Genomic DNA, 21,198 nt, shown 5'->3' on the forward strand with positions numbered 1-21,198 from the left:
TCAGATCTCGTGGCGCAAATGGAAGGATTTCGCTCGGGTCAGGTTGTCATAACCCAGGCGCGACAGCGTGACGCCGCGCCCGCTGTTCTTCACCCCGGTCCAGGCCAGGGCCGGGTCCAGGTAATCGCAGCGGTTCATGAATACGGTGCCGGTGTCGATCTCGTTGCCCAGGCGTTCGGCGGCGGCAAGGTCTTGCGTCCAGATGGACGCGCTGAGCCCGAACTCACTGTCGTTCATCAACGCGATGGCTTCGTCGTCGCTGGCCACCGGCATGATGCCGACCACGGGACCAAAGCTTTCTTCGCGCATCACCGACATTTGATGGGTGACGTCGACTAATACTTGCGGTGCGAGGTAGGCGCTGCCCGGCGCGTCGGCAGGAAAATCCTTTGGATCGATCAGCGCCCGAGCGCCCTGCGTCAGTGCGTCGGCGATCTGACCACGAACGAAATCAGCGGCGCTCGGTGTGACCAGCGGGCCGAGCGTGGTGGCTTCGTCCAGTGGGTTGCCCAGCACGTATTGGCGGGTCAAAGAAACGAAGCGTTCGACAAACACCGGATAGATTTTTTCATCGACATAAATACGCTCCACGGCGCAGCAGCTTTGCCCGGAGTTGAAGAAACTGCCGTCCACCAGATTTTCCACCGCATGTTCGAGGTTGGCGTCTGCGCGGACGTAGGCCGGATCTTTGCCGCCGAGCTCCAGGCCTACACCGAGGAAACCTCCGATGGTAGCGTGTTGCATGTCCTTGCCACCCTCCACCGAACCGGTGAAGTTCACCTGTTGCACGCCTCCAGAGGCAATGATCACCGAGGTATAAAGATGACTGAGCACCAGGTTCTGGAACAGCCCTTCGGGCAGGTTGGCACGGCGAAACGCCTCGGCGAACCGTTCACCCACCAGCAGCGTTTGTGAGGCGTGTTTGAGGATGACGCTGTTGCCGGCCATCAGTGCCGGAATGATCGTATTCACTGCCGTCAGATAGGGGTAATTCCAGGGCGCGACGACCAATACCGTACCCACCGGCTCGCGTTTGATACAGCGTCGAAAACCGGCAACGGGCGTGGGTTCAAGCGCTGCCAACGCTTCAGGCGCAATGGCGATCATATGCCGGGCACGCTCTTCGAAACCGCGCAGTTCGCCAGCGCCAAAGCGCACCGGTCGGCCCATCTGCCAGGCCAGTTCCGGCACGATGTCAGCCTTCATGGCCAGCATCGCGTCCACCGCTGCGCTACAGAAGGCGGCGCGTTCGCTCAGTGGCCGGCGTTTCCATTGCATCTGGGCAGCTTCGGCCGCCGCCAGAGCCTGGTCGATTTGCGCCGCATCGGCGCAGCGGCGTTCGGCATAGACCCGGCCATCGACCGGTGAGATCAGTTGAATGGTTGAAGTCATGTTGGCGGTCTCAATAGCGCTCAAAACCGCGCTGCAGTTCCCAGTCAGTAATCCGCCGGTCGTACTCTTTCTGTTCCCATTCGGCGGTGTGCACGTAGTGGTCGATCACTTCATCGCCGAACGCCTCGCGCAACATGGTCGAGCCCTGGAGTGCGGCGCAGGCTTCGCGCAGGGTCTTCGAGACTTCAGGCAAGTGTTCGTCGACGTAGGCATCGCCCTCGAAGGGCGGCGCGAGGCTGAGCTTCTCGTCGATACCGGCCAGTCCCGCAGCGATCAACGCGGCGAAGGCCAGATAAGGGTTGAGGTCGGCGCCACCAATGCGACATTCGATGCGGATGGATTTGCTGCCTTCTGCGCACAAACGGAAACCGGCGGTGCGATTGTCCCGACTCCACACCGCCCGGGTCGGGGCAAAAGTGCCGGCCTGAAAGCGCTTGTACGAATTGATGTAGGGCGCGAGAAAACAGGTGATGTCGTTGGCATATTTAAGCTGCCCGGCCACCCAGGAACGCATCAGTTTCGACATGCCGAACTCAGCCTTGGTGTCGAAGAACAGCGGCTTTTTACCGTTCTTGTCCCACAGCGAATTGTGGATGTGGCTGCTGGAACCGGCGGCGTCATAGCGCCACTTGGCCATGAACGTGATCGCCTTGCCCTGCAGTTGCGCGATCTCTTTGCAGGCGTGCTTTATGATGACGTGGTGGTCGGCCATGGTCAGCGCATCGGCATAACGGATGTTGATCTCTTCCTGGCCCGGCCCCCATTCACCCTTGGAGTTTTCCACGGGAATGCCGCTGGCCTGCAGATGTTTGCGAATCGCCCGCAGCACCGGCTCTTCGCGGGTGGTCTGCAGGATGTTGTAGTCCTCGATGTAGTGACCGGCCGTTTTCGGCTTGTGGTAGTTGCGCTCGTGGATCGCCTCGTAGGTCTCGTCGAACAGATAAAACTCCAGTTCCGAGGCGAACATGCCGGTGTAGCCGCGCTCGCGCAGTCGCTCGACCTGCTTTTTCAGGATCGCCCGCGGGCTGTGCGGCAGGTCGCGCCGATGGTGATGATCGAGCACATCGCAGAGCACCAGCGCCGTGCACTCAAGCCAGGGCACCCGCCGCAACGTGGTCATGTCGGGTTTGAGCACAAAGTCGCCATAGCCTTTGCTCCAGCTGGCCGCGGCGTAACCCGGCACCGGTTCCATGTCGATGTCGTCGGCCAGCAGGTAATTGCAGCAATGGGTTTCTTCATGGCCGCTGTCGATGAAAAACTCGACCTGGAATCGCTTGCCGACCAGTCGGCCTTGCATGTCGACCATGCAAACAAGAACGGTATCGATCTCGCCAGAGGCGGCGGCACGCTTGAGTTGATCAAAACTGAGGAAGGGCTCGGTCATCACGTAGTCCTGCGTGAATTGTTTGGGCCTGTCTGAAATAGCTGTTGCAGACGCTCTCCAGAACAAACCAAAACCTGCAGACGCGAGCATCGTGTGCAATAAGCTGCTGTAAGCGTAGCCTACTGTTGCAGTGTGCAAGTTTCGGAAATCGCAGCCTGATGACTCGGGCGCAAAGGCGAGAACTGATCACCCTCCAACGCGAGGAAACAACCATGGCAAAGAAGAGAGAGCACAACACCTACCAACGTCTCGAACAGCAGTACCCGGATTACATGACCGCCGTGGAAGCCTTGGGTACGGCGGTGCGTCATACCGGTCCACTGGAAGAGATCGTTGTCCAGCTGATCCAGCTCGGTGCCGCGGCGGCCATCCGCTCTGAGGGCGCGGTGCACAGTCATACCCGGCGGGCACTGGAGGCGGGCGCCACGCCAGAGCAGATCCGTCACACGCTGATCTCACTGACCAGCACCATCGGTTTCCCGACCGTCGTTGCGGCCATCAGTTGGGCGGATGATGTGATTGAGACGTGAGCGTGTTGGCTGCAAGACAACACACCGGTCCCCCCTGAACCATCAGCGATGGGATGCGTTCTGGCTGAGGTATCGGGCCCGTTCACGCCCTTTGTATGACCCTCGCTTCTACTTATTCATAACCTGGGCTGTTTGCTCCCAAACCCGGCTGCGCCTAGGTTAGCGCTTAGCCGAGCTTCAAGCTTTGCGTAAAAGAACAACAACAAGAGAAGCGAAAAATGCCTGTGATAACCATCGGTATGGTGGGAATCGGCCAGCTTGGCCTTCCTATCGCAACCAACCTGCTTGCGGCCGGATTTCGTGTTGTCGGTTACCGACGTCGAGATCGTGAAGCCTTCATCTGTCAGGGTGGCATCGCGCTCGAAAGCCCAGCCGCCGTAGCGGCGCAATCAAACTTCATCCTCACTTGCCTGCCCAGCGAAGTGGCTCGCATGGGAATCATGGAGGGGCCCGAAGGCTTGCTTCAGTCCATAGGGCCGCAGCACACGCTGATCGAGATCGGCACCTATTGCAAAGCCGCGCGGCGCTGTCGAGCGATCCAAGGTGGCGGGCCGAGGGCTGGCGGCTTTTGCCCCCGTGCTGCTCAGTGGCATTGCCAGCTTTTATAGCCTGGCAGCGGGATTGATCGTCTGCGCCGGTTTCTACGTCATCTCTGTAGTGTTCGTAATTTCCATGCCAAGGAATAAAACAGTGGGCGAGATGAGTACTCCGGCTGCGGCTTCAGACATTGCCAAGGAGGCAATCGGTTGACCTGCTTCGTGGGTGCCAATGCCTCGTATCTACGGATACGGGGCATTTTTTTTTTGCGTGCGCCAAGCTTGACGCGTTGCGCGGAAGTGCAACCAGCTTGGCTGTGGTGGCCTCGCTGGTGACCTGGAGGTGAAAGTCCTCTACACACCCGGCAAGGGGAAGTGTTAGCCAGAGGTAAGGGTGTCGCACACACCAGATGTTGAAAAAAAGAACTGGATAGTTTGTAGGAGGAGTCTTACAAGCAGTCAGGAAGATTCTTTCGTTGATCAAGGATATGGATTTCAATGTTTGTAAGTTGTTTCTGATTCTTTTATGAAATATTGACGAATTGTCTCTATCGGTACTAGGGTTTTAGCACGTGAGTGCTGCCCCCTCTGCGTTGAGGTGGATACATCAAAATATTTTAATTTTCCTTGGGAAATGCAACGTCGCAGGTTTTACAAAAGCGTTTCGGGCTTTGTCCTCTTTAAGTAGACATTTGTGTAGGGAGTTTCGTGTAATGACCGTTCTCGTGAAAACTTCGCAGTCAGAAATTTTCGACAATGAGATTTCCATTTTAGATGGATTAATTTCTATCCCGAAAAATTATCTGCGAGATAGGGTTTTTCTTGAAAGTACGAGTATTCTGGTTGTTTCAGGATCTTTGATTGAGGGTATTGGAACCATTCATTCTGATATTGATTGTATTGTCCTGTGCGACGAACGGCCTAAAGCGAGTGATGTTAAGGCAACTGGGCATGCATTAGTTACCGATATTGATTATCACTTTATTACTCGGGATGAGGGGGTTCATAATACGACTGATTTTTACGGTGATACGAGTATTCATATTGATGTTGATTATATAACGTTTGCTGAGATGGCGGAAATTATCGTAAAAATTGAACAGGCATTTGATGAGGTTACTTGTGATCAGCGATTTTTGTATGGTGAGGTATTATCTAATACAGAGAACAATGCCATTCATAGATCATTAATTGGATATGCATTGGAGAATGAAGGGGGATTTAATAAGTTAAAATCAAAGATTCCGGTCGAAAAGCATATTTATGTAGCTCATCGTGAAAAGCTTCCGGTATTTTATGCATTCCAGGATGTTCAAGGCTGCTGGCAGTCGGGGAATCTCTGGATGGGGTGTGAAATTGCAAGAGATATGATGCTAAAGACGACAATGAGTTTCACTTACTTAACAGGAATAACGAACAAACACTATAAGTGGGTTTATTCGAATATGTTTAGAGTGGATGGATTTGACGAGATTAAAAATAAATTTTTCACTTTGTCCAGGAAGGGCGCTGTCACAGAGGATGAATGCCGTTTATACATTCAAGATGCACTCGAGTATATGGATCTGGTGTTTTTGGCAATCGAAGGGTTGCTAAAAGAATCGAGATTATACCCATCCGCGCAAAAGTCTCTTTCTGCACTGAATGATGAATTTAATACTCGGAAGCAGACAGATCATAAAATATCGACGTGTGAGTATTACTTTAGAAAAAAATACTTCGCTGCGGAAGGCACCCCATCTCTAACCAGTCTTCTTAAATCGTGGGATTAAGGGGCTGGTATGCATAAAATGACAATTTTTTAAATTACTATTAATCTCGGCGACCTCTTAGTTTAACCGGCTATTAGATGCGCTCGATGAAATGCAGTGGTCCATACATTGGTGAACACATATGGATGTCGCCAGGATATCCGTTCCGCTGATATTTTCCAGACTGGGTGAAATGGTTGCATCGCTATTTTGTTTCGTCTTTGTTGGACATTTTATAGTTGGCTCGCTGAGCCTTGCCTCATTGGCGTGGGCATTGGTTTCCTTTCTCACGGTTGTCGGTATTGGTTTTTTTTCAATATTGCTGGTGAAAGTAGCTGGTTCGAATGACTTAAATGCTGATGATATTGAGCATAATTTAAATATATCTTTTAGGTGCGCGATTTTTTTTGGAGTGGTAATTGTTGTTGGAGTATTCCTGTACGTCGTTAGTGCGACAAATTCTCTTGGGGCTAACGATGGTTTACCAGGGTTTGAAGTGCTACTGATATTTTCATTTTCCATTCCTGCTCTCTATGTACAGCTAGTTATTTTCAATTTTTTTAATGCTGTCAAGCAAGCGCATTATGAGCTTTTATATACGTGGCTTTTCAATATTGTTGTTGTTTTGATGGGTGCTCTGCTGGTGTTGATGGAGTTGGATTCGAATGTTATTTGTTTTGTGTCCGCCTATGTTGCCTTGCGGTGGTTTTTTGTTGTACTAGCGTTCATCTTGTTTGATAGAAGAATTCGCCTATATATTTATCGATTTCGATATCGGCGGAATATTTCAAACAAGATGTATGTAGATTATTTTTTGAATGGGCTACCACTGGCACTTTGTTTTGGTGGTGAAAGTTTTCTGTTTTTTACGCTTTCTTTTGTTTCAAAAAGCATAGGCGATTCGAGCCTTTCAGCTTATCAAGCATCTCTACATTTTTTGAGTATCGTATACATGGTTTCAATTGGAGTGGGGAATGCAACTGGAATAGTAACTGCTCGCCACTATCGTTTAAAGGACTTCCCTTCGTTACGTAGAACGTATATTCAAGGAATGAAGTTTGGGTTTTTCATGCTGGCACCGTTTTTGTTAGCTTGTTTTTTCTTAAAGGAATACATATCCCTGATTTATACGTCTGATGAATTAGTAAGGCGATTGATTGAAAGTAATGTTTTGATCTCGATACCTTTTTTGGTCTTTGAGTATATTTATGTTGTAACGCGAATGACATTAAGAAGCCTAGGGGATTTCTGGATGCCGACATTGTTTACAATCTCATTGCTTAATGTGCTTGGCTTGGTTCTTTCTGTAGGGTTGCTTTCGTTTTATGACTATAGTGTTAGCTCTATATTTATAGCTCTTGTACTTTGTTCGTTCTTTTTGATGCTGTTTTTGCTTTTACGTTTAGGGCGTATTTTGAAAGTACATGAACAGCGCTCACTCAGTGCAAGCTTGTGTGGTTAACCCTGCAATATGCTTGTTGGTGAATTAGTTTTTCGGGGAAAATAAAATCGTGATGAACTTGGTTCTATAGTTTTGGCGATTGCCAGGATATGTCACATGGGCCTTACAACATGCTGGGTTATCTAGGGCCGAAGAAGGAAAAAATGATTTTTGCTTGAGTGAGTTTAGTGTTTTTCTGTTGGTTTTGTTATTACGCACTATGTCGTGAGGATTGAACTATGGATTATGCTAATCCCCCACTGTGCCCGTTAAGTCAGCGGGCGAGCTTTATAACTATCATTAGCGAACATCATGGCTGGCGAACGTTGAGCGGGTTTCAAACAAGTGACTATTACGCCTACCGTAACGCCATACGCGATGGATGCCATCTTCAAAGAGCTTCTTTCGATCTTCGCCATCCAGAAGAAATGGTTTGTGATTTGAGCAACCTCGAACCCATTTACAATGGCATGTACGGTGACGATATTATAAGGATATGGGAGTACTTGAATTCAAGCACAAGAAGAATGAAGGGTGGTGAAGTGCGTAGAATTGAAGGCGATGGGCTATCACCAGAAATAGCTATTTCAGGCCCATCTAAATCGCACCTTATCAAGCTAAAACATTCACTTGTGAGTGAGGCATTTTCGCATCTTCACCGTGATGCACTCCCCGCAACCACGAAAGAAACTATTCGAGGCGTAACTAAGAATCGGTTGCTTATCAATACAAGTGTCGAGACCATGGAGTTTCATAATAGGTTCTGCGCTTTTTATAGTAAGTACATATCCAATGAACATTGGAATAGCAGTTTCGCGCTCAATACAAGATATATTTACGAGGACCACGCGATTTGGCGTCAAATCGAAAAAATATCAAAAAATAAGTTATTTTTGCTATCGGCCGGTTTACCCCTTGCGCTTGGCTATTTAGCAGCAACTGGTGACCAGAATATTTTCTTTTCTGAAATTCATCGGCAAAACGATTCTAGCCTGCTAGATAGAGATATCGCATTTCAAGAAATATTTCCTATACCCAACTCATCTAACGATCCATGGTTGATTATAGACAAGGCCTATACCGGGGGTAGCCTTAGGCAGGCGGCAAACGCGATTAGAAAAAAGTTTGGGTATGACATTGAAATTAAAACAGTAGCATTGTTTCCAAAGTCATTCAGTGCATTTATGAGTGCTGATTACGCAGTTTACGCTGGAAAGCTATTTGATGTCAGGGCATACGCTCCACGATTAGATAGGGATTTTTGGCATATGCAGTTGATTATGGGGTAAATAATATGAGGCCACTATTTGGGTGCGAGAAAGTTGCTGAGTTAGAAGAGTGTCTTTACGAGGCTAGAAAAGAATTGCGTCGTTATTGGGCGGGCACATTGGCTTGTATGCCAGACTCTATTGATGGGGATGAAATCTGGGATGGCTCGCAAACTCAATATGATTTAGATTGTCAGAAAATAATATATGATTGCCTCTCTAATATCAGCCTGCAAATCACGATTTTTTCTGAAGAAGAAGCTTCAGCATTGACACTTGGTGTCGGTGGAGATTTTTACCTACTTGTGGATCCTCTAGATGGTACGCACAATGCAATTTTAGGGTTTCCTGCTTATACATCTAGCGTGGCACTTTACCATGAGGGTGCGTATGTATTTGGCTGGGTTTATGATATTTCAAGAGATCTAGTTTATACCGCCGCATTAGGTGAGGGTGCGTACCTTCAGTCGCCAATAATTGTAAAGAGACTTCGGACTCGTAAAGTCGACCGTATAGAAGATATGCGTATCGCTTTTCATCGCCCAAAAATGGATAGAGAAAGGGTCAGAATAGAAAAGCTTATATGGACGGCCAGCAAGGTTAGAGTCTATTCATGTTCATCATTGGAAATGTGTCTTATTGCTGCCGGGGTTCTTGATGCATTTATTGATATAGATACGCCAGGGCATGAGCGTAGTTGTGATATTGCTGCAGCAGAGTTGATTCTAAGAGAAGCAGGCGGCTCGCTATTTGATGGATCAGGGAACCCTAGATTTTCCCTGCCTCCATCAGCTGCTTCTCTCTCAGACCGTGGAACGTTGATTGCATTGTCCTCTGAGGAACTGATACGGCTTGTAGTGTGGGATTAATTTATTTGAAGATAAAGTATGTTAATCGAAACTGTAGGTTTGAAACTTGAATTACTATGCAAAGGGGTAAACTTTACTAGTGTGTTTCTAGAATATTACCAAGTTAAACCTGATAATATCGAAAAAAGACGGGCTTACGGAACAGGCGACAGTATTGTCCTTAATTCGAATGTTCGTACGCCACAAGAAATAATTCTTAACGGGCAGATTATAGTAGCAGCAAATTACAACCCGAACTCAAATTGTTGCATAGATTTAGAGCAGGGAGCTCCAGTGCTAAAATGTGGAAATAAAACTGTGAAGGTTACATTTCCTAGGCGACCTAGATCCTATGGAAAATATTTGAGCAGTGGTGAGCTATTTGAGCAGCATATAACCGTATACGGTAATTCAACCCTCGGCATTTTTTCTCCAGGACACTGCTATTATTTTAATGATGGACGTGAATGTAAATTCTGCTCTTTGGGGGCGGCCAGAGATAGTTTGTCTGATCATAAGATGCGAATAAAGGGCGATGCGGCTGGAGAAGCAGTAAGTATGGCTGTTAAGGATGAGGGGCATCGATATGAAAGGGTCTTGTTGAACGGCGGTACGATCCCTAACTACGATAAAGGGTATTCAATACATATGGATCTACTTGAGAGGGTGAAAAATATAAATTCAAGTAGCAGTTTGGACTATCATTTGATTTCTATGCCGCCTAAGGATTTTCGTCTCTTTGATCGCTTCAAAAAAATTGGTAATAATATGTCAATGAGCTTGGAGGTGTTCAATCCGAAACTGTTTTCCGAAGTTTGCCCAGGGAAAGCCCAAGATTATACTCGCGAACGATTCCTTGCCGCTTTCGAGGCCGCAGTGGAGGTTTTAGGTCGTGGCAATGTATATGCGGGATTTGTCGCGGGCATGGAACCTCTTGAGTCAATTATTGAAGGCGTCGAGTATTTCGGGAGCGTGGGGGTAGTGCCTGCCGTTGCAGTATTTCACCCAGATGCAGGTTCCCAATATTCTAGCAGGCAGCGACCCTCAATAGACTTCCTAATGACGCTTGGAAAAAAAATGTCGGAGATATATCGTAAAGAAGGGTTTCGTCCATTAATTGAGGGAAGCGGTAGGAACTCTTTAGATACCGAAGCATACTTGGGAGGGTTTGTATGAACAGAGTAACTGGACAACCTTTTTTAATCGTCTTTGAAGGCACTGACGGTGCCGGGAAATCTACAGTTGCGCGGGCAACATATGACAAGGTATCCGAGACCTACTCTGAATTGAAATTTATAGATAAGAATCGCCCGCCAGTGCCATCAGGTTATTCGGAATTTCACATGGCCCGTATGCGTGAGATTCTTTGGGATTATCCAGATGACGCACCTCTAGAACAACTAGGCGATAGACATTGGTTGAATCTTATAGCTGCTTGGTTTCAAGCCACAGATTACTCTGCTGTTAGGCCTCTGATGGAGTCTGGAGTTAGCTGTATTGCTGATGGTTGGTATTATAAGTATTTAGCACGTTTCTTACTTAAAGATTCCAGTTTGGCTGGCGAAGCTATATCAATATTCTCAGCTATTAGAAAACCTGATGCCGTCATTTTCCTTGATGTCGATCCAGTTCTTGCAGCGGAGAGAAAAGGGGCTTTTCGTCTTAGCGAGAGTGGAGCATACGATGGTGGTGATGACGACCGTCTTAAAAGCTTTATTAAGTATCAGAAGCGGGTTCGATCTAGCTATGAACAGTGTGGTTTATCAAGCTGGGTGAAGATTGATACTACCGATCTTAGTGAGGAAGCAGTACTCGATAGAGCGGTGAGCGCCGTACACAGCATACTCAGAAGGACATAGAATAATTCTCGGTCCCCCTGGCGGGACGCTGGCTGAGCCGGCAGATGTGGGCCAAGCGCAATATCGCGCCGGTGCAAGTTCATTCAGGGGCTCATCGTCAGCCGATATGGCCGAGCGGTTGGGTCGGCTCCATCAGCCACACATCGACTATCGCCGTCAGTTGCCTGGCCAAGTCTTGCGAGGTCGGACTGCTGGGCCTGGACCTGGAGAGCTGGCTGGCACCAGAGGTCGCCGACAGGATCAGCGCCACCATCGTCGACCGCCAAGAAGCCCACTACCTTGGAATGTTGGGGCCTTTTGAGCACATGTTGACCTTGGCTTTTTCAGCCAAGGAAAGTCTGTTCAAGGCCGTTTTTCCGCAGGTTGGCCGTTATTTTGATTTCGATGCGGCGCGCCTGGTAGAGGTCCATTGGCCCTCGGGACGTCTGATGTTGAGGGTGACACAAGATCTCTCGACGTCGATCAGGGCCGGCATGCTGTTCGAAGGTTATTTTCAAATGTGGGCAGGCGCCGTGTTCACGGTCATTGCCCATCCGCCGGATGCTGTTGCGCACCATCAGGGAGTGGTTCAGTGCCTATCGGGCCGATTGTTTAAGGAAGCGTCATGACTCAGCGGTTACTTCAACTTGATCAAGTGTCGTTCAACCTGCCCGACGGGCGCGTTCTGTTCGATCATTTGAACCACACCTTCAGCGGTAGGGCCACCGGCATCGTGGGCGCCAATGGCTGTGGTAAGTCCTTGCTTGGCCGGCTCCTGACGGGGGAGCAACTGCCCGCCAGCGGCATCGTCCGTCGCGAAGGGCGGGTTTACGCCGTGGCGCAGTTACTGGAACCGGAGCGCTTTCCCAGCGTTGCCGCGCTGGCCGGGGTCGACCATATTCTGGCGGCGCTGGAGCGCATTGCTCAGGGCAGTGTCGACGAAGACGACCATTCGCTGGCGGTCGATCAATGGGGTTGCGCCACACGCCTTGAGGCGGAGCTGCAGCAGATCGGCCTGGGTCATTTGAATGCCGACGCACGCACCGACGCACTCAGTGGTGGCGAGCGACAACGGGTGGCGCTGCTGGGGGCGTGGTTATCTAGGGCCGACTGGCTCATTCTGGATGAGCCCAGTAATCACCTGGATATTGATCAGCAACACAAGTTATCGCAGCAGATCGATCGCTGGCCCAACGGCCTGGTGTTGATCAGCCACGACCGGGGCCTTCTGGAGCACGTGAACGAAATTGTCGAGCTTTCGCCCTTGGGGCTGGCGGTTTATGGCGGCAACTACGGTCAGTATGCGGCGACACGCGAGCAGGAACAGCAGTCGTTCCAGTCGGAATTGCAAGGGGAGCGGGCGCAGGCCAAGCGTGAGCAACGTGAGATGGTCGTGCAGATGGAGCGTCAGCAACGGCGTAATGCTCGCGGCGACCGTCAGGCCCGCGACGGTAATCAGACCAAACTAATCACCAACGCCCAGAAAGAGCGCAGCGAAAACAGTCAGGGAAAATTGCGCCTCAATCAACAGGTGGCTCGGGAACAGCAACAACAACGTATCGCCGAGGCCCGTGCGCGGTGCGCGCCCGACATTCAACGCATGATGTTGTCTCCGGAAAGCGTAGTGCCCAATGGCAAGCTGATTGTGCAGCTCAACGACGTCATTCTCCCTTTCGGTTACGCGGCGCCGGTCAATCTGACGCTGACGGGGCCTATGCGCATGGCAATCCTGGGCGCCAACGGCAGCGGCAAGTCGACCCTGTTGCGAGTGATCGCCGGCCAACTGCCGGTGCGCGACGGCGAACTCATCCGCAGTTGCCATGTTGGCTGGCTGGATCAACACGCCGGATTACAGTACCCCGAACGCACCGCGGTGCAATGGCTCTACGAGAGTAATCCGGAGTTGCCCGAAGCCGAGGCGCGAACCCGGTTGGCGCAGATGGGCATCGATGCGGATCGTGCGATGCTCAAGACCTGTCAGTTGAGCGGCGGCGAACGCCTGAAAATAGCACTGGCTGCGCAGCTGTATGCGCAACGGCCCCCGCAATTGCTGTTGCTGGACGAGCCGGATAACCATCTGGATCTGCCCAGCAGAATCGCGCTGGAGCAGATGCTCAATCAGTACCAAGGGGCATTGATCGTGGTCTCTCACGACAGCGCTTTTTTACAGGCCATTCATCTGGGCTACAAACTTGAGTTGAGCAAGTGAGCGCCGAGGCTATTTCCCTGAGCCTTTCTGTTTGATGTCTCCGCAAAAAATATCGACGTTGCCACTGTCCGGTGCACTTCGCACGACGATGGAGTACTCACCGGAAAGCAGGACCGGCAGTGCGACAGGTGCGCTTCTAGAGAAAGCCCAGCCGCGTATAGCCTGGGGTTCGGTGGTGACACGATCATTCATGGCGTAAGCGACTGGCCCGGGTTGCTGGCAGCTGCCTTTATTGATGAAGGTGAAGAGGCGCAAAGGCAGAGACGCTCCGCTTGGAGCACCACTGATGAAGAAACTGAACCCGGTTTCTTTGCCCCAGTCGGCCAACGTTACATTGCCGATCTGACCGGTGTTCTGCCGGGTGGCAACCAAAGGAACGCTCACGCCATGGTTTGATGAAGTGGTGCAGCCGAAAAGGCTTGCGGTGACCATTAGAACTGCAAGTGAGTTTCTGCGCTTCATTGCCAACCTCCTGTGCTGAAGAACTGCAATGAGAGATTAGGGGGGTATAGCTCATTAATCGTCTTCCTGGCGTTGCCTGTTCGAAATTCTCCATTCATGCGGAATCCGGCAACAGTGTTTGTCCAGTGGGCTGCTGTTTGAGGGCGAGGTAAACACCTAGCATCGTCTCTACCGAGTGAGCCAATAGAGTCAATATCAACCCGCTCACGAGGTTAACTTTTGACGATAGGGTGAATACGATGAAAATCTCAAAACTGGCGATGTTTCTTGCGCTCGGCGTTTTAGGTTCACAGGCATTTGCGGGCGAAAGCCATTCAACTGCCGCGGACAGCAAGTTGCCTGTTGAAACGTACACTTACGACACGAAACTGGATATCCAGAAAGTCATTACGGTGACTGATATTCCTGACCAGTGCGGGCCAGTCCCGGCGCAAATGACGTATGAAGACTCTCACGGTCAACGGCATATCCTGCAGTATCAAGTCATGGGAACTGGCTGTTCAAATGGTTGAGTCGTGTGTGGAAGATGGAGGGTCGACACTCCATGCCTGCCGCACTCGTAATTTAAAAGCTTGTTATCGTTTCCTCGGCGAGCCTGTGATTTTTTCATCGGATGCCAACAAGCCTGGAATATAACTTTTAAGAAACTCCACCCATGTCCTGATCTTTGCATCCACGAATTTTCGTGATGGGTAGATTGCAAACAAATTCAACGCTTCAAGATGATAGTCGGGTAATACCCGCACTAACGTGCCCGCCCTGAGTCCATCGACTGCCGAAGCAATCGGCTGAATGCCGATGCCCATCCCGTTTGTAATCGCGATGGTCATGCCATCGGCGGTGTTGATGTGCAGGGGAGACAGCGGGATGTTGACGGTTTCCATGCCTTCTGGTCCCTCAAATGCCCAGTTTTCAGCCGGCATGACGGTATTAACAATTCTCAAGCAATCATGTGAGCCAAGAGCACTCGGGGACTCCGGGTGTCCGCGTTTCTTCAGGTACGCAGGCGAGGCGCAGAGGATGCTGTAGGTCATGCCGAGCCGCTGAGCGACAAACCCTGAATCGGGTAAATCCCGCGCTAAGACAATCGACATGTCATAGCCTTCTTCCAGCAAGTCAGGGAGCCGGTTGGTCAGGGTCAAATCAAACATCACCGAGGGATGAGTCTCTCTATAGCGGGCGATGGCATCGATCACGTAATGATTGCCAATGGCTGACATCGCGTGAATTTTCAGCCGGCCGACGGGCAGGGTATGAGCGGTGCCTGCTTCTTCATCCGCTTCGCGCATCTCTTCAAGAATTTTCTCGCAGCGTTGCAAATAGCGCAGACCGGCTTCGGTCAGCGCCAGGCGTCGGGTTGTCCGGTTAATCAGGCGAGTTTGAAGCCTGGCCTCCAGGCTGGAGACCGCTTTGGAAACGTTGGTTGTTGTGGTGTCCAACACCTCTGCCGCCGCGGTAAAGCTTCCGCTCTGAGCGACCGCCACAAAAAAACGCATGGTTTGGAAAACGTCCATCGTTTCCACCTCAAGGGGTATGGATGAAGAGGGCGGCCCTGCAAAAAGACCGCCCCCTCGTGGTGTATTACTTTTTCTGCGGAATAAATCCAGGTACACCCGTTTCCACGACTGAGTTGAATCGCACTCTAGTCGTAATATCGTCCTGAATTTCACGCATGGCCCTGTGTGGCAGGGTAGAAATATCAATGTTTTCCTGAATATGGCTCGGCGTCGCAGACGTGGTCAGGAAAGCGACTCCCCGCTGTACCGACCAGGCCAAAGCCACTTGAGCCGGGGTTTTCTGTATGCGCTTGGCGATCCCTGTAATCACCGAGTCTTCCAGTACGTTCGGCTCCATGCCATGCCCGAGTGGCGCAAACGCAAGGACAATAATTCCGTGCTGCTGACAATATTCAAGCAGTTCCCATTCAGGAAGATAAGGGTGGGATTCAACCTGCACGACGGCGGGTTTTATCCGGGCCACTGCCACAATCTCTTGTAACCGCTCCAGCGTGATATCAGACAAGCCGATGGACTTGCAGCGTCCTTCATCCACCAGGCGCTCAAGTGCCCGCCAGGTCTCTATTAACGTCACGCCTGAATCGTAGATGACTCGACCGTGCTCGTCTCTTGGGTCCTGATCATCACCGGGTTGAAAGGCAAACGGCGTATGGATCAGATAGCAATCGATGTAATCAACTTGTAGCCGTCGGCAACTCGCCTCAAAAGCAGGTTCGACTCGCTCGGGACGATGGTTGGTGTTCCACAGTTTCGTGGTAATGAACACGTCCTCGCGTCGGACCTTACCCGCCTCAATCACTTCCTGTAGGGCAACGCCGACCCTCTCTTCATTTCGATAACGTTCTGCGCAATCGAAATGGCGAAAGCCTGCTTCCAGCGCGGCCTTGACCGCTTGTGTTGTGACGCTGAGATCCCTGAACAACGTGCCAAATCCAACGGCTGGCATCTCACCGGATCCGTGTATCAGAGGGAATCGGGTATCGCGAAGCGCATCGTGAAATGATTCGTAAGGCATATCTTTTACTCCAATGTCTGGCGCTACTGATAGGAAGGTTTCTGGTCTTCGCGACTGGCCACTCGTTGCTCAAACACACCGGCGGAATTACCGCCGAGTGCCACGTACAGCCGCACCGTGTCGAGGTACTGCGCAGTCTTCACTCTGATTTGGCCCAGTAACGCTTGCTCATAAGCACGCTCAGCCTCCAGCACCTGGAGAATGCTGTTCTCGCCCTGCGCATAGGCTTGTTGGTTCAACCGAAAACTCGTTTCAGCCGCTCGCAACGCGTCCTCCTGCGCCAGATTTTCCTCGGCGTCATGATTGATTGCTTGCAGCGTGTCGGCGACCTGACCGAACGAATTAATGACGGTTTGCTGGTAGCCGGCGAGGGTTGCCTTGTAACCGTCGACGGCGGCCTGGCGTTCAGCTTTGAGCGTTCCGCCATTGAAGATGGGCGCCGTGAGCCCGGCAGCGAAACCCCAGAGTGCGGCGCCGCCATTGCCGGAAGCCGCTTGTGCAAGAGACGCAGACAACTCGACATGCGGATAGAGGTTGGCCGTCGCCACGCCAACCGCGGCGCTGGCCATGTGCAGTTCTGCCTCTGCTTGCCGTACGTCCGGCCGGTCGTGGGCCATTTCGGAAGGCAGGCTGACGGGCACGTTTGCCGGCAAGGCAAACTCGGCGAGCGTGAAGTCAGGTGCGATCCAGTCAGCCGGGCCTTTCCCCGTCAGAATCGAGAGCGCGTGGCGGGCCGAATCACGCTGCTGGGCGAGGGGCGGCAACAGCGTGCGGTCCTGAGCGAGCCGCGTTTCGGCCAGCGAAACATCGATCTGCGTGGTGCTGCCATTGGCGTGCGCCATGCGCACCAGTTCGAGGTTCTTTGCGTCATTGGCGAGCAACTTCTCGACGGCTGCCATCTGCGCGTTGGCCGAGGCCAGCAACAACGCCTGGCTCGCGACATCGCCCGTCAGGGTCAGGTACGCCGCTTCGTAGCGATGCTTCTGCAGATCGGTAAACGCTTGCTGTTGTTCGACCTGGCGCTTGTTACCACCGAAAACGTCAAGGTCGAAGCCAACCCGTGGCCCAATCGCATAGAAATTGGAGATGGAAGGTTCTTTCGCGTTGTGCACCCGTTGGCGGCCAGCCTGGGCGCCAAAGTCGACCTGCGGATACAGCGCTCCTTCCGCCGCAGCGACGAAGGAAGCCGCTTGCCGGATCGTCGCGTCTGCCGCTACGAGCTCAAGATTGCCGTCAATGGCGCGACGTACAAGCTTGTCGAGCTTCGGCGAGCGAAACGCAGACCACCAGTCACCGTTGACCTTCTTGCCCAGGTCAATGTGCTGTTCACCGGGTTTGTTGCCACCTTGGCCAAGACGCTGCTCGGCCTGTTGGTCGTAGTGCTGCGACAGGCTCGGTGGCGGCATTTGATAGTCAGGGCCGACGGTGCAAGCGGTCAGGAATGCAAGAGCCGACACCGCGGCGAACGTGGTTTTGAACGTCTGTCTATTGATGAAGCGCGCATGGGATTTCATTTGGCAAACTCCACGAAAACTAGTTGGTCGGAACGGGCTTGCGAAGAAAGACAACCAGTGGGCTGACCACCAGCATCGCGAACATCAAAATCTTGAACTGGTCGACCACCGCGATAAAAGCAGCCTGGCCGGTGATCATTTCGTTGAGCCCCGCCAGTGCTTGCAGGGACGTCGGCGCGGAATGCGCAGCGGCGCGATACGGCGTCAGGTTGCTGACCAGCGCCATGTGCATCGCCTGCGTGTTGTTGAAGAAAAACAGCTGCACAATCGCAACGCCCAGGGTGCTGCCGTACACCCGTGACAGATTGAACAGACCGGTGCCTTCCGGGCGTAACGTCGGGTCGAGCGTACTGAACGCGACCTTGGTCAGCGACGGCATCAACATGCCGATGCCAATCCCCTGGATTGCACCCGCCACCGCCACGGGCGACCAGTCCATCAGCGGCGAATAGCCGAGCATCAGCCAGTTGGCATAAATCACCACGGCGACGCCTGCCGCCACGAACAATCGGCGGTCGAAACGCTCGGGCACACGGCCCATCAACAGGAACGCACCGACCAGCCCGATCCCGCGCGGAATCGTCAGGGAGCCCGTGGTGTCAGGCGGGTAGCCGAGAATCTCGTCGAGCATCGGCGAGGTCAGCGCCATGGTCGACAACAGCACGAAACCCACGGCGAAAAAGATGACCGTCGACAGCACGAAGTTGCGGTCGTTGAACAAACGCTTGTTGAGGAAATGCACCTTCGCGGTCAGCACATGCACAGCGAACAGGTAGAGCCCCAGTGCACAGCCGATCGCTTCCAGCCAGATCTCGGTCGAGGAAAACCAGTCCAGGCGTTCACCACGGTCGAGCAACATTTGCAGGCTGATCAAACCCAGCGTGAAGCTGCCGAAGCCAAAGAAGTCGAACGACGGACGTTTCTCGGCCTTTTTCTCGGCAAGCAAAAGCGCCATTGCGAGGAAGATAAACGCCGATAACGGAAGGCTGATGTAGAAGATCGGGCGCCATCCGAAATGTTCGCCGAGCCAACCACCGATGCTCGGGCCGCTGACGATGCCGAACAGCACGATGGCCGTCCACGTCGCACCAAATTTCGCACGCTTTTCGAGTGGCAATGTCTCCAGCGCGATCGCCATCGACAGCGGTGCCAGCACGCCACTCGCCAGGCCTTGAACAATGCGCGCGCCAATGAATTCCAAAGACGTCGTTGCCTGCGTAGCGAGCAGCAAGCCAAGGACGAAGAAGGCCAGCGCAGCTTGGTAAACCCGCTTCAAGCCATAGCGCCCGGCGAGCCATTGCGCAATCGGCATAGTGATGGCGCTGGCAGCCAGGTACGAGGTGAATATCCAGCCAGCCTGGTCGTCGGTCATCGACAGGCTGCCCTGAATCAACCTGAGTACCGCATTCGGAAGCGGCAGGTTCGCCGACTGCATATAGGTGGCGAGCAGCGCGGCGAACCTTAATGCCCCCGCACCTTGAGGTCCTGCAAGTTTGGCGTTCATCAGAAGTTACCCGCGGTCAAAAGCGCCTTGAGCGGATGCCACCAAGGCGTGCGATACCCGGTATCGACCTTGACCGTGGCGCTGGTGCCCGAGAAAAGGGGCAGGGCAGGGTCCATCTCATCGAGTTCGAGTCGGACCGGCACCCGCTGGACAACCTTGACCCAGTTGCCGGTCGCGTTTTCCGGCGGCAGCAATGCGAAGTCCGATCCAGCACCCGGACTCATGCTGGTCACGTGGGCTTTGAAGATGCGATCAGGATACGTATCGATACTGATGGTCGCTTCCTGGCCTCGACGCATGTGGGTCACGTCGGTTTCGCGGAAGTTGGCCTCTACCCAGATCTCGCGATCGGACAGCAGCGCAAAGGCTGGCGCACCGTTGTTGACGTAGTTGCCGACCTGTAAATCGTCGACCTTGGCCACGATGCCATCGTCCGGCGCATACACCGTCGCGTACGAGAGATACAGCTGCGCCTCGTCGAGCTGAGCCTTGGCCTCGCGAACCGATGGGTGACTATCGGCTTCGATGTTCGGATTACCGTTCAAGGCAACGACCGTACTGGCGATCTGTTGTTCGACCGACGCGATTCGTTGTCGGGCAACTTTAAGGTCGGTGTCGGCGCGCTCGTAAATGGCGCGCGAGACGAACTCGGTAGCGACCAGCGCCTTCTTGCGGGCAAACTCCCGCTGGTCGAAATCGGCCGACTCTTTGGCCGATTGCATTTCAGCCTGCTGCTGGCGGTAGCTGGCCTTGAGGCCATCAATACGAAGTCGCGCGACGCTCAGTTGTGCTTGTGCACGGTCAACGGCGATCTGGAGTGGTTTCGGGTCGATCCGAAACAGAATCTGGCCCTTGTGGACAGGCTGATTGTCCTCGACTGCGATCTCGACAACTTGCCCGGAAATGCGCGCATTGATCGATGCCTTCGCCACTCGGGCGTAAGCGTTATCGGTCGAAACAAAGGGCTCGCCCGCTACATAGTGGGCGTAACCAACCGCGGCGAAAAGGAGAGGAAAACCCACCATCAGCACTGGCCGTAATTTCTCTTTTAACGGCTTTTTGATGGGCAAGTCAGACGGGTTCGGCCCTGGATGCTCGAAGGTCTGTGTAGCTGGGATGTCGAACTGTTTGGTCATGATCGAATGCACCTATTAACCGGGAAGTCGGGCTAACACCCACAAAAACAGCCATACCGTGTGCGGTCAGGAGGATCGCTCCGCCGCCTCTGTTTCGTCGCCGCAATACCCAGTTCGAGCTCCGCTACAACAAACCTCAAAGCCAAGGAATTTCTGGTTCCTTAATTTTGTGCGATGGTGTAAGAATATCCCCCGAGCCCATCTTCATTCAAGGATTTTGTACGACATGGCACAAAAAAAGATTACAGAGGCGAAAGGCCGCGGCCGTCCACGCGCGTATGACCCGCAGACAGCGCTTTTGCAGGCACTTGATGTTTTTTGGAGCACCGGATATTCCGGCGCTTCTCTGGACAGCATCGCCACGGCCGCCGGCATGAATCGCCCAAGCCTCTATGCGGCATTCGGCGACAAGCACGCGCTCTATATCAAAGCGCTTGAGCAGTATTGGGAGTTTGCCGCTGCCGCCATGCAGGAGGCGCTGACGGACAACGAACTGACCTTGAGCCAGGCATTGATGCGGTTTTATGAGGGGCAGTTGTCGATCTACTTCTCGGGTGACGGCCAACCGCGCGGTTGTTTTGCAATCGGCACGGCGACGACCGAAGCCGTCGAAGATTCTGAAATACGAGACGTGCTGTCGGACCGGCTCAGCAGGCTCGATGCCGATCTCGAAACGCGTCTGCGAACGGCCATCAGTTCCGGCGAATTGAAAGGCGATGTTGACCCGGCAGCTCTTGCGGTACTCACGTCATCCCTGCTGCATAGCATTTCCATACGTGCACGGGCGGGCAAATCCCGCGCTGAATTGACCGAGCTTGCCCGCAGTGCGGTCAACGTGATCTGCGGTGTGTGA

19 protein-coding genes and 2 pseudogenes are annotated in these 21,198 nt (G+C 52.7%); 13 read left to right on the plus strand and 8 right to left on the minus strand.

The window, feature by feature from the left end; genetic code table 11:
* Complete coding sequence (locus KGB23_RS13595; RefSeq protein ID WP_223431445.1) at positions 1-1,392, minus strand: aldehyde dehydrogenase family protein; 1,392 nt, start codon at positions 1,390-1,392, stop codon at positions 1-3.
* A 10-nt stretch (positions 1,393-1,402) separates the two neighbouring features.
* Positions 1,403-2,776, minus strand: coding sequence for a glutamine synthetase family protein (locus tag KGB23_RS13600; RefSeq protein WP_223431446.1), 1,374 nt, complete (start codon positions 2,774-2,776; stop codon positions 1,403-1,405).
* A 212-nt stretch (positions 2,777-2,988) separates the two neighbouring features.
* Here KGB23_RS13600 and KGB23_RS13605 point away from each other — a divergent pair, with 212 nt between their 5' ends.
* The 11 genes and pseudogenes from KGB23_RS13605 to KGB23_RS13650 all read left to right on the plus strand — a co-directional run bounded on the left by KGB23_RS13605 (position 2,989) and on the right by KGB23_RS13650 (position 13,197).
* Positions 2,989-3,306, plus strand: a complete 318-nt coding sequence (locus KGB23_RS13605; RefSeq protein WP_223431447.1) for a carboxymuconolactone decarboxylase family protein — start codon at positions 2,989-2,991, stop codon at positions 3,304-3,306.
* 209 nt (positions 3,307-3,515) lie between these two features.
* Positions 3,516-3,914, plus strand: a pseudogene (locus KGB23_RS13610) (NAD(P)-binding domain-containing protein); the annotation flags it as partial.
* Positions 3,856-4,056, plus strand: a pseudogene (locus tag KGB23_RS30230) (MFS transporter); the annotation flags it as partial. The pseudogenes KGB23_RS13610 and KGB23_RS30230, both read left to right, overlap by 59 nt.
* Before the next feature lie 499 nt (positions 4,057-4,555).
* Positions 4,556-5,614, plus strand: a complete 1,059-nt coding sequence (locus KGB23_RS13615) for a hypothetical protein (protein ID WP_223431449.1) — start codon at positions 4,556-4,558, stop codon at positions 5,612-5,614.
* A 121-nt stretch (positions 5,615-5,735) separates the two neighbouring features.
* Positions 5,736-7,055, plus strand: a complete 1,320-nt coding sequence (locus tag KGB23_RS13620) for an MATE family efflux transporter (protein ID WP_223431450.1) — start codon at positions 5,736-5,738, stop codon at positions 7,053-7,055.
* A gap of 218 nt (positions 7,056-7,273) precedes the next feature.
* Positions 7,274-8,323, plus strand: a complete 1,050-nt coding sequence (locus KGB23_RS13625; protein WP_223431451.1) for a hypothetical protein — start codon at positions 7,274-7,276, stop codon at positions 8,321-8,323.
* On the plus strand, positions 8,296-9,171 hold the full coding sequence (locus KGB23_RS13630; RefSeq protein WP_223431452.1) for an inositol monophosphatase family protein: 876 nt from the start codon (positions 8,296-8,298) through the stop codon (positions 9,169-9,171). The genes KGB23_RS13625 and KGB23_RS13630 overlap by 28 nt, the downstream gene beginning before the upstream one ends.
* An 18-nt stretch (positions 9,172-9,189) precedes the next feature.
* Positions 9,190-10,326, plus strand: coding sequence for a radical SAM protein (locus KGB23_RS13635; RefSeq protein WP_223431453.1), 1,137 nt, complete (start codon positions 9,190-9,192; stop codon positions 10,324-10,326).
* Positions 10,323-11,009: a dTMP kinase gene (locus tag KGB23_RS13640; protein WP_223431454.1), complete on the plus strand. Its 687-nt coding sequence runs from the start codon at positions 10,323-10,325 to the stop codon at positions 11,007-11,009. Before KGB23_RS13635 ends, KGB23_RS13640 begins: the two co-directional genes overlap by 4 nt.
* A 17-nt stretch (positions 11,010-11,026) precedes the next feature.
* The gene (locus KGB23_RS13645) at positions 11,027-11,617 is read left to right on the plus strand and encodes a 4'-phosphopantetheinyl transferase (RefSeq protein ID WP_263288613.1); all 591 of its coding nucleotides are present in this window, start codon (positions 11,027-11,029) and stop codon (positions 11,615-11,617) included.
* Positions 11,614-13,197, plus strand: a complete 1,584-nt coding sequence (locus tag KGB23_RS13650; RefSeq protein ID WP_223431455.1) for an ATP-binding cassette domain-containing protein — start codon at positions 11,614-11,616, stop codon at positions 13,195-13,197. The genes KGB23_RS13645 and KGB23_RS13650 overlap by 4 nt, the downstream gene beginning before the upstream one ends.
* 9 nt (positions 13,198-13,206) lie before the next feature.
* Here KGB23_RS13650 and KGB23_RS13655 read toward each other — a convergent pair whose 3' ends face one another.
* Positions 13,207-13,659 carry a hypothetical protein gene (locus tag KGB23_RS13655; RefSeq protein WP_223431456.1) on the minus strand — a complete coding sequence of 151 codons (453 nt, stop codon included), beginning with the start codon at positions 13,657-13,659 and terminating at the stop codon, positions 13,207-13,209.
* Positions 13,660-13,898: 239 nt separating this feature from the next.
* Here KGB23_RS13655 and KGB23_RS13660 point away from each other — a divergent pair, with 239 nt between their 5' ends.
* Complete coding sequence (locus KGB23_RS13660) at positions 13,899-14,171, plus strand: DUF2790 domain-containing protein (protein WP_223431457.1); 273 nt, start codon at positions 13,899-13,901, stop codon at positions 14,169-14,171.
* 63 nt (positions 14,172-14,234) lie between these two features.
* Here the strand turns inward: KGB23_RS13660 and KGB23_RS13665 are convergent, their stop codons facing one another.
* The 5 genes from KGB23_RS13665 to KGB23_RS13685 all read right to left on the minus strand — a co-directional run bounded on the left by KGB23_RS13665 (position 14,235) and on the right by KGB23_RS13685 (position 20,345).
* The gene (locus KGB23_RS13665; protein ID WP_223431458.1) at positions 14,235-15,173 is read right to left on the minus strand and encodes a LysR family transcriptional regulator; all 939 of its coding nucleotides are present in this window, start codon (positions 15,171-15,173) and stop codon (positions 14,235-14,237) included.
* Between the two features lie 67 nt (positions 15,174-15,240).
* Complete coding sequence (locus tag KGB23_RS13670) at positions 15,241-16,191, minus strand: aldo/keto reductase (protein ID WP_223431459.1); 951 nt, start codon at positions 16,189-16,191, stop codon at positions 15,241-15,243.
* A gap of 23 nt (positions 16,192-16,214) precedes the next feature.
* Positions 16,215-17,705, minus strand: a complete 1,491-nt coding sequence (locus KGB23_RS13675) for an efflux transporter outer membrane subunit (protein WP_223431460.1) — start codon at positions 17,703-17,705, stop codon at positions 16,215-16,217.
* 19 nt (positions 17,706-17,724) lie between these two features.
* On the minus strand, positions 17,725-19,209 hold the full coding sequence (locus KGB23_RS13680) for a DHA2 family efflux MFS transporter permease subunit (protein WP_223431461.1): 1,485 nt from the start codon (positions 19,207-19,209) through the stop codon (positions 17,725-17,727).
* Positions 19,209-20,345 carry an HlyD family secretion protein gene (locus tag KGB23_RS13685; protein ID WP_223431462.1) on the minus strand — a complete coding sequence of 379 codons (1,137 nt, stop codon included), beginning with the start codon at positions 20,343-20,345 and terminating at the stop codon, positions 19,209-19,211. Before KGB23_RS13685 ends, KGB23_RS13680 begins: the two co-directional genes overlap by 1 nt.
* Positions 20,346-20,571: 226 nt before the next feature.
* Between KGB23_RS13685 and KGB23_RS13690 the strand changes: the two genes are divergently transcribed.
* Complete coding sequence (locus KGB23_RS13690; RefSeq protein WP_223431463.1) at positions 20,572-21,198, plus strand: TetR/AcrR family transcriptional regulator; 627 nt, start codon at positions 20,572-20,574, stop codon at positions 21,196-21,198.

Origin of the sequence: Pseudomonas sp. GL-B-26 (genome assembly GCF_019947405.1) — a bacterium.
Classification (GTDB): Bacteria; Pseudomonadota; Gammaproteobacteria; order Pseudomonadales; family Pseudomonadaceae; genus Aquipseudomonas.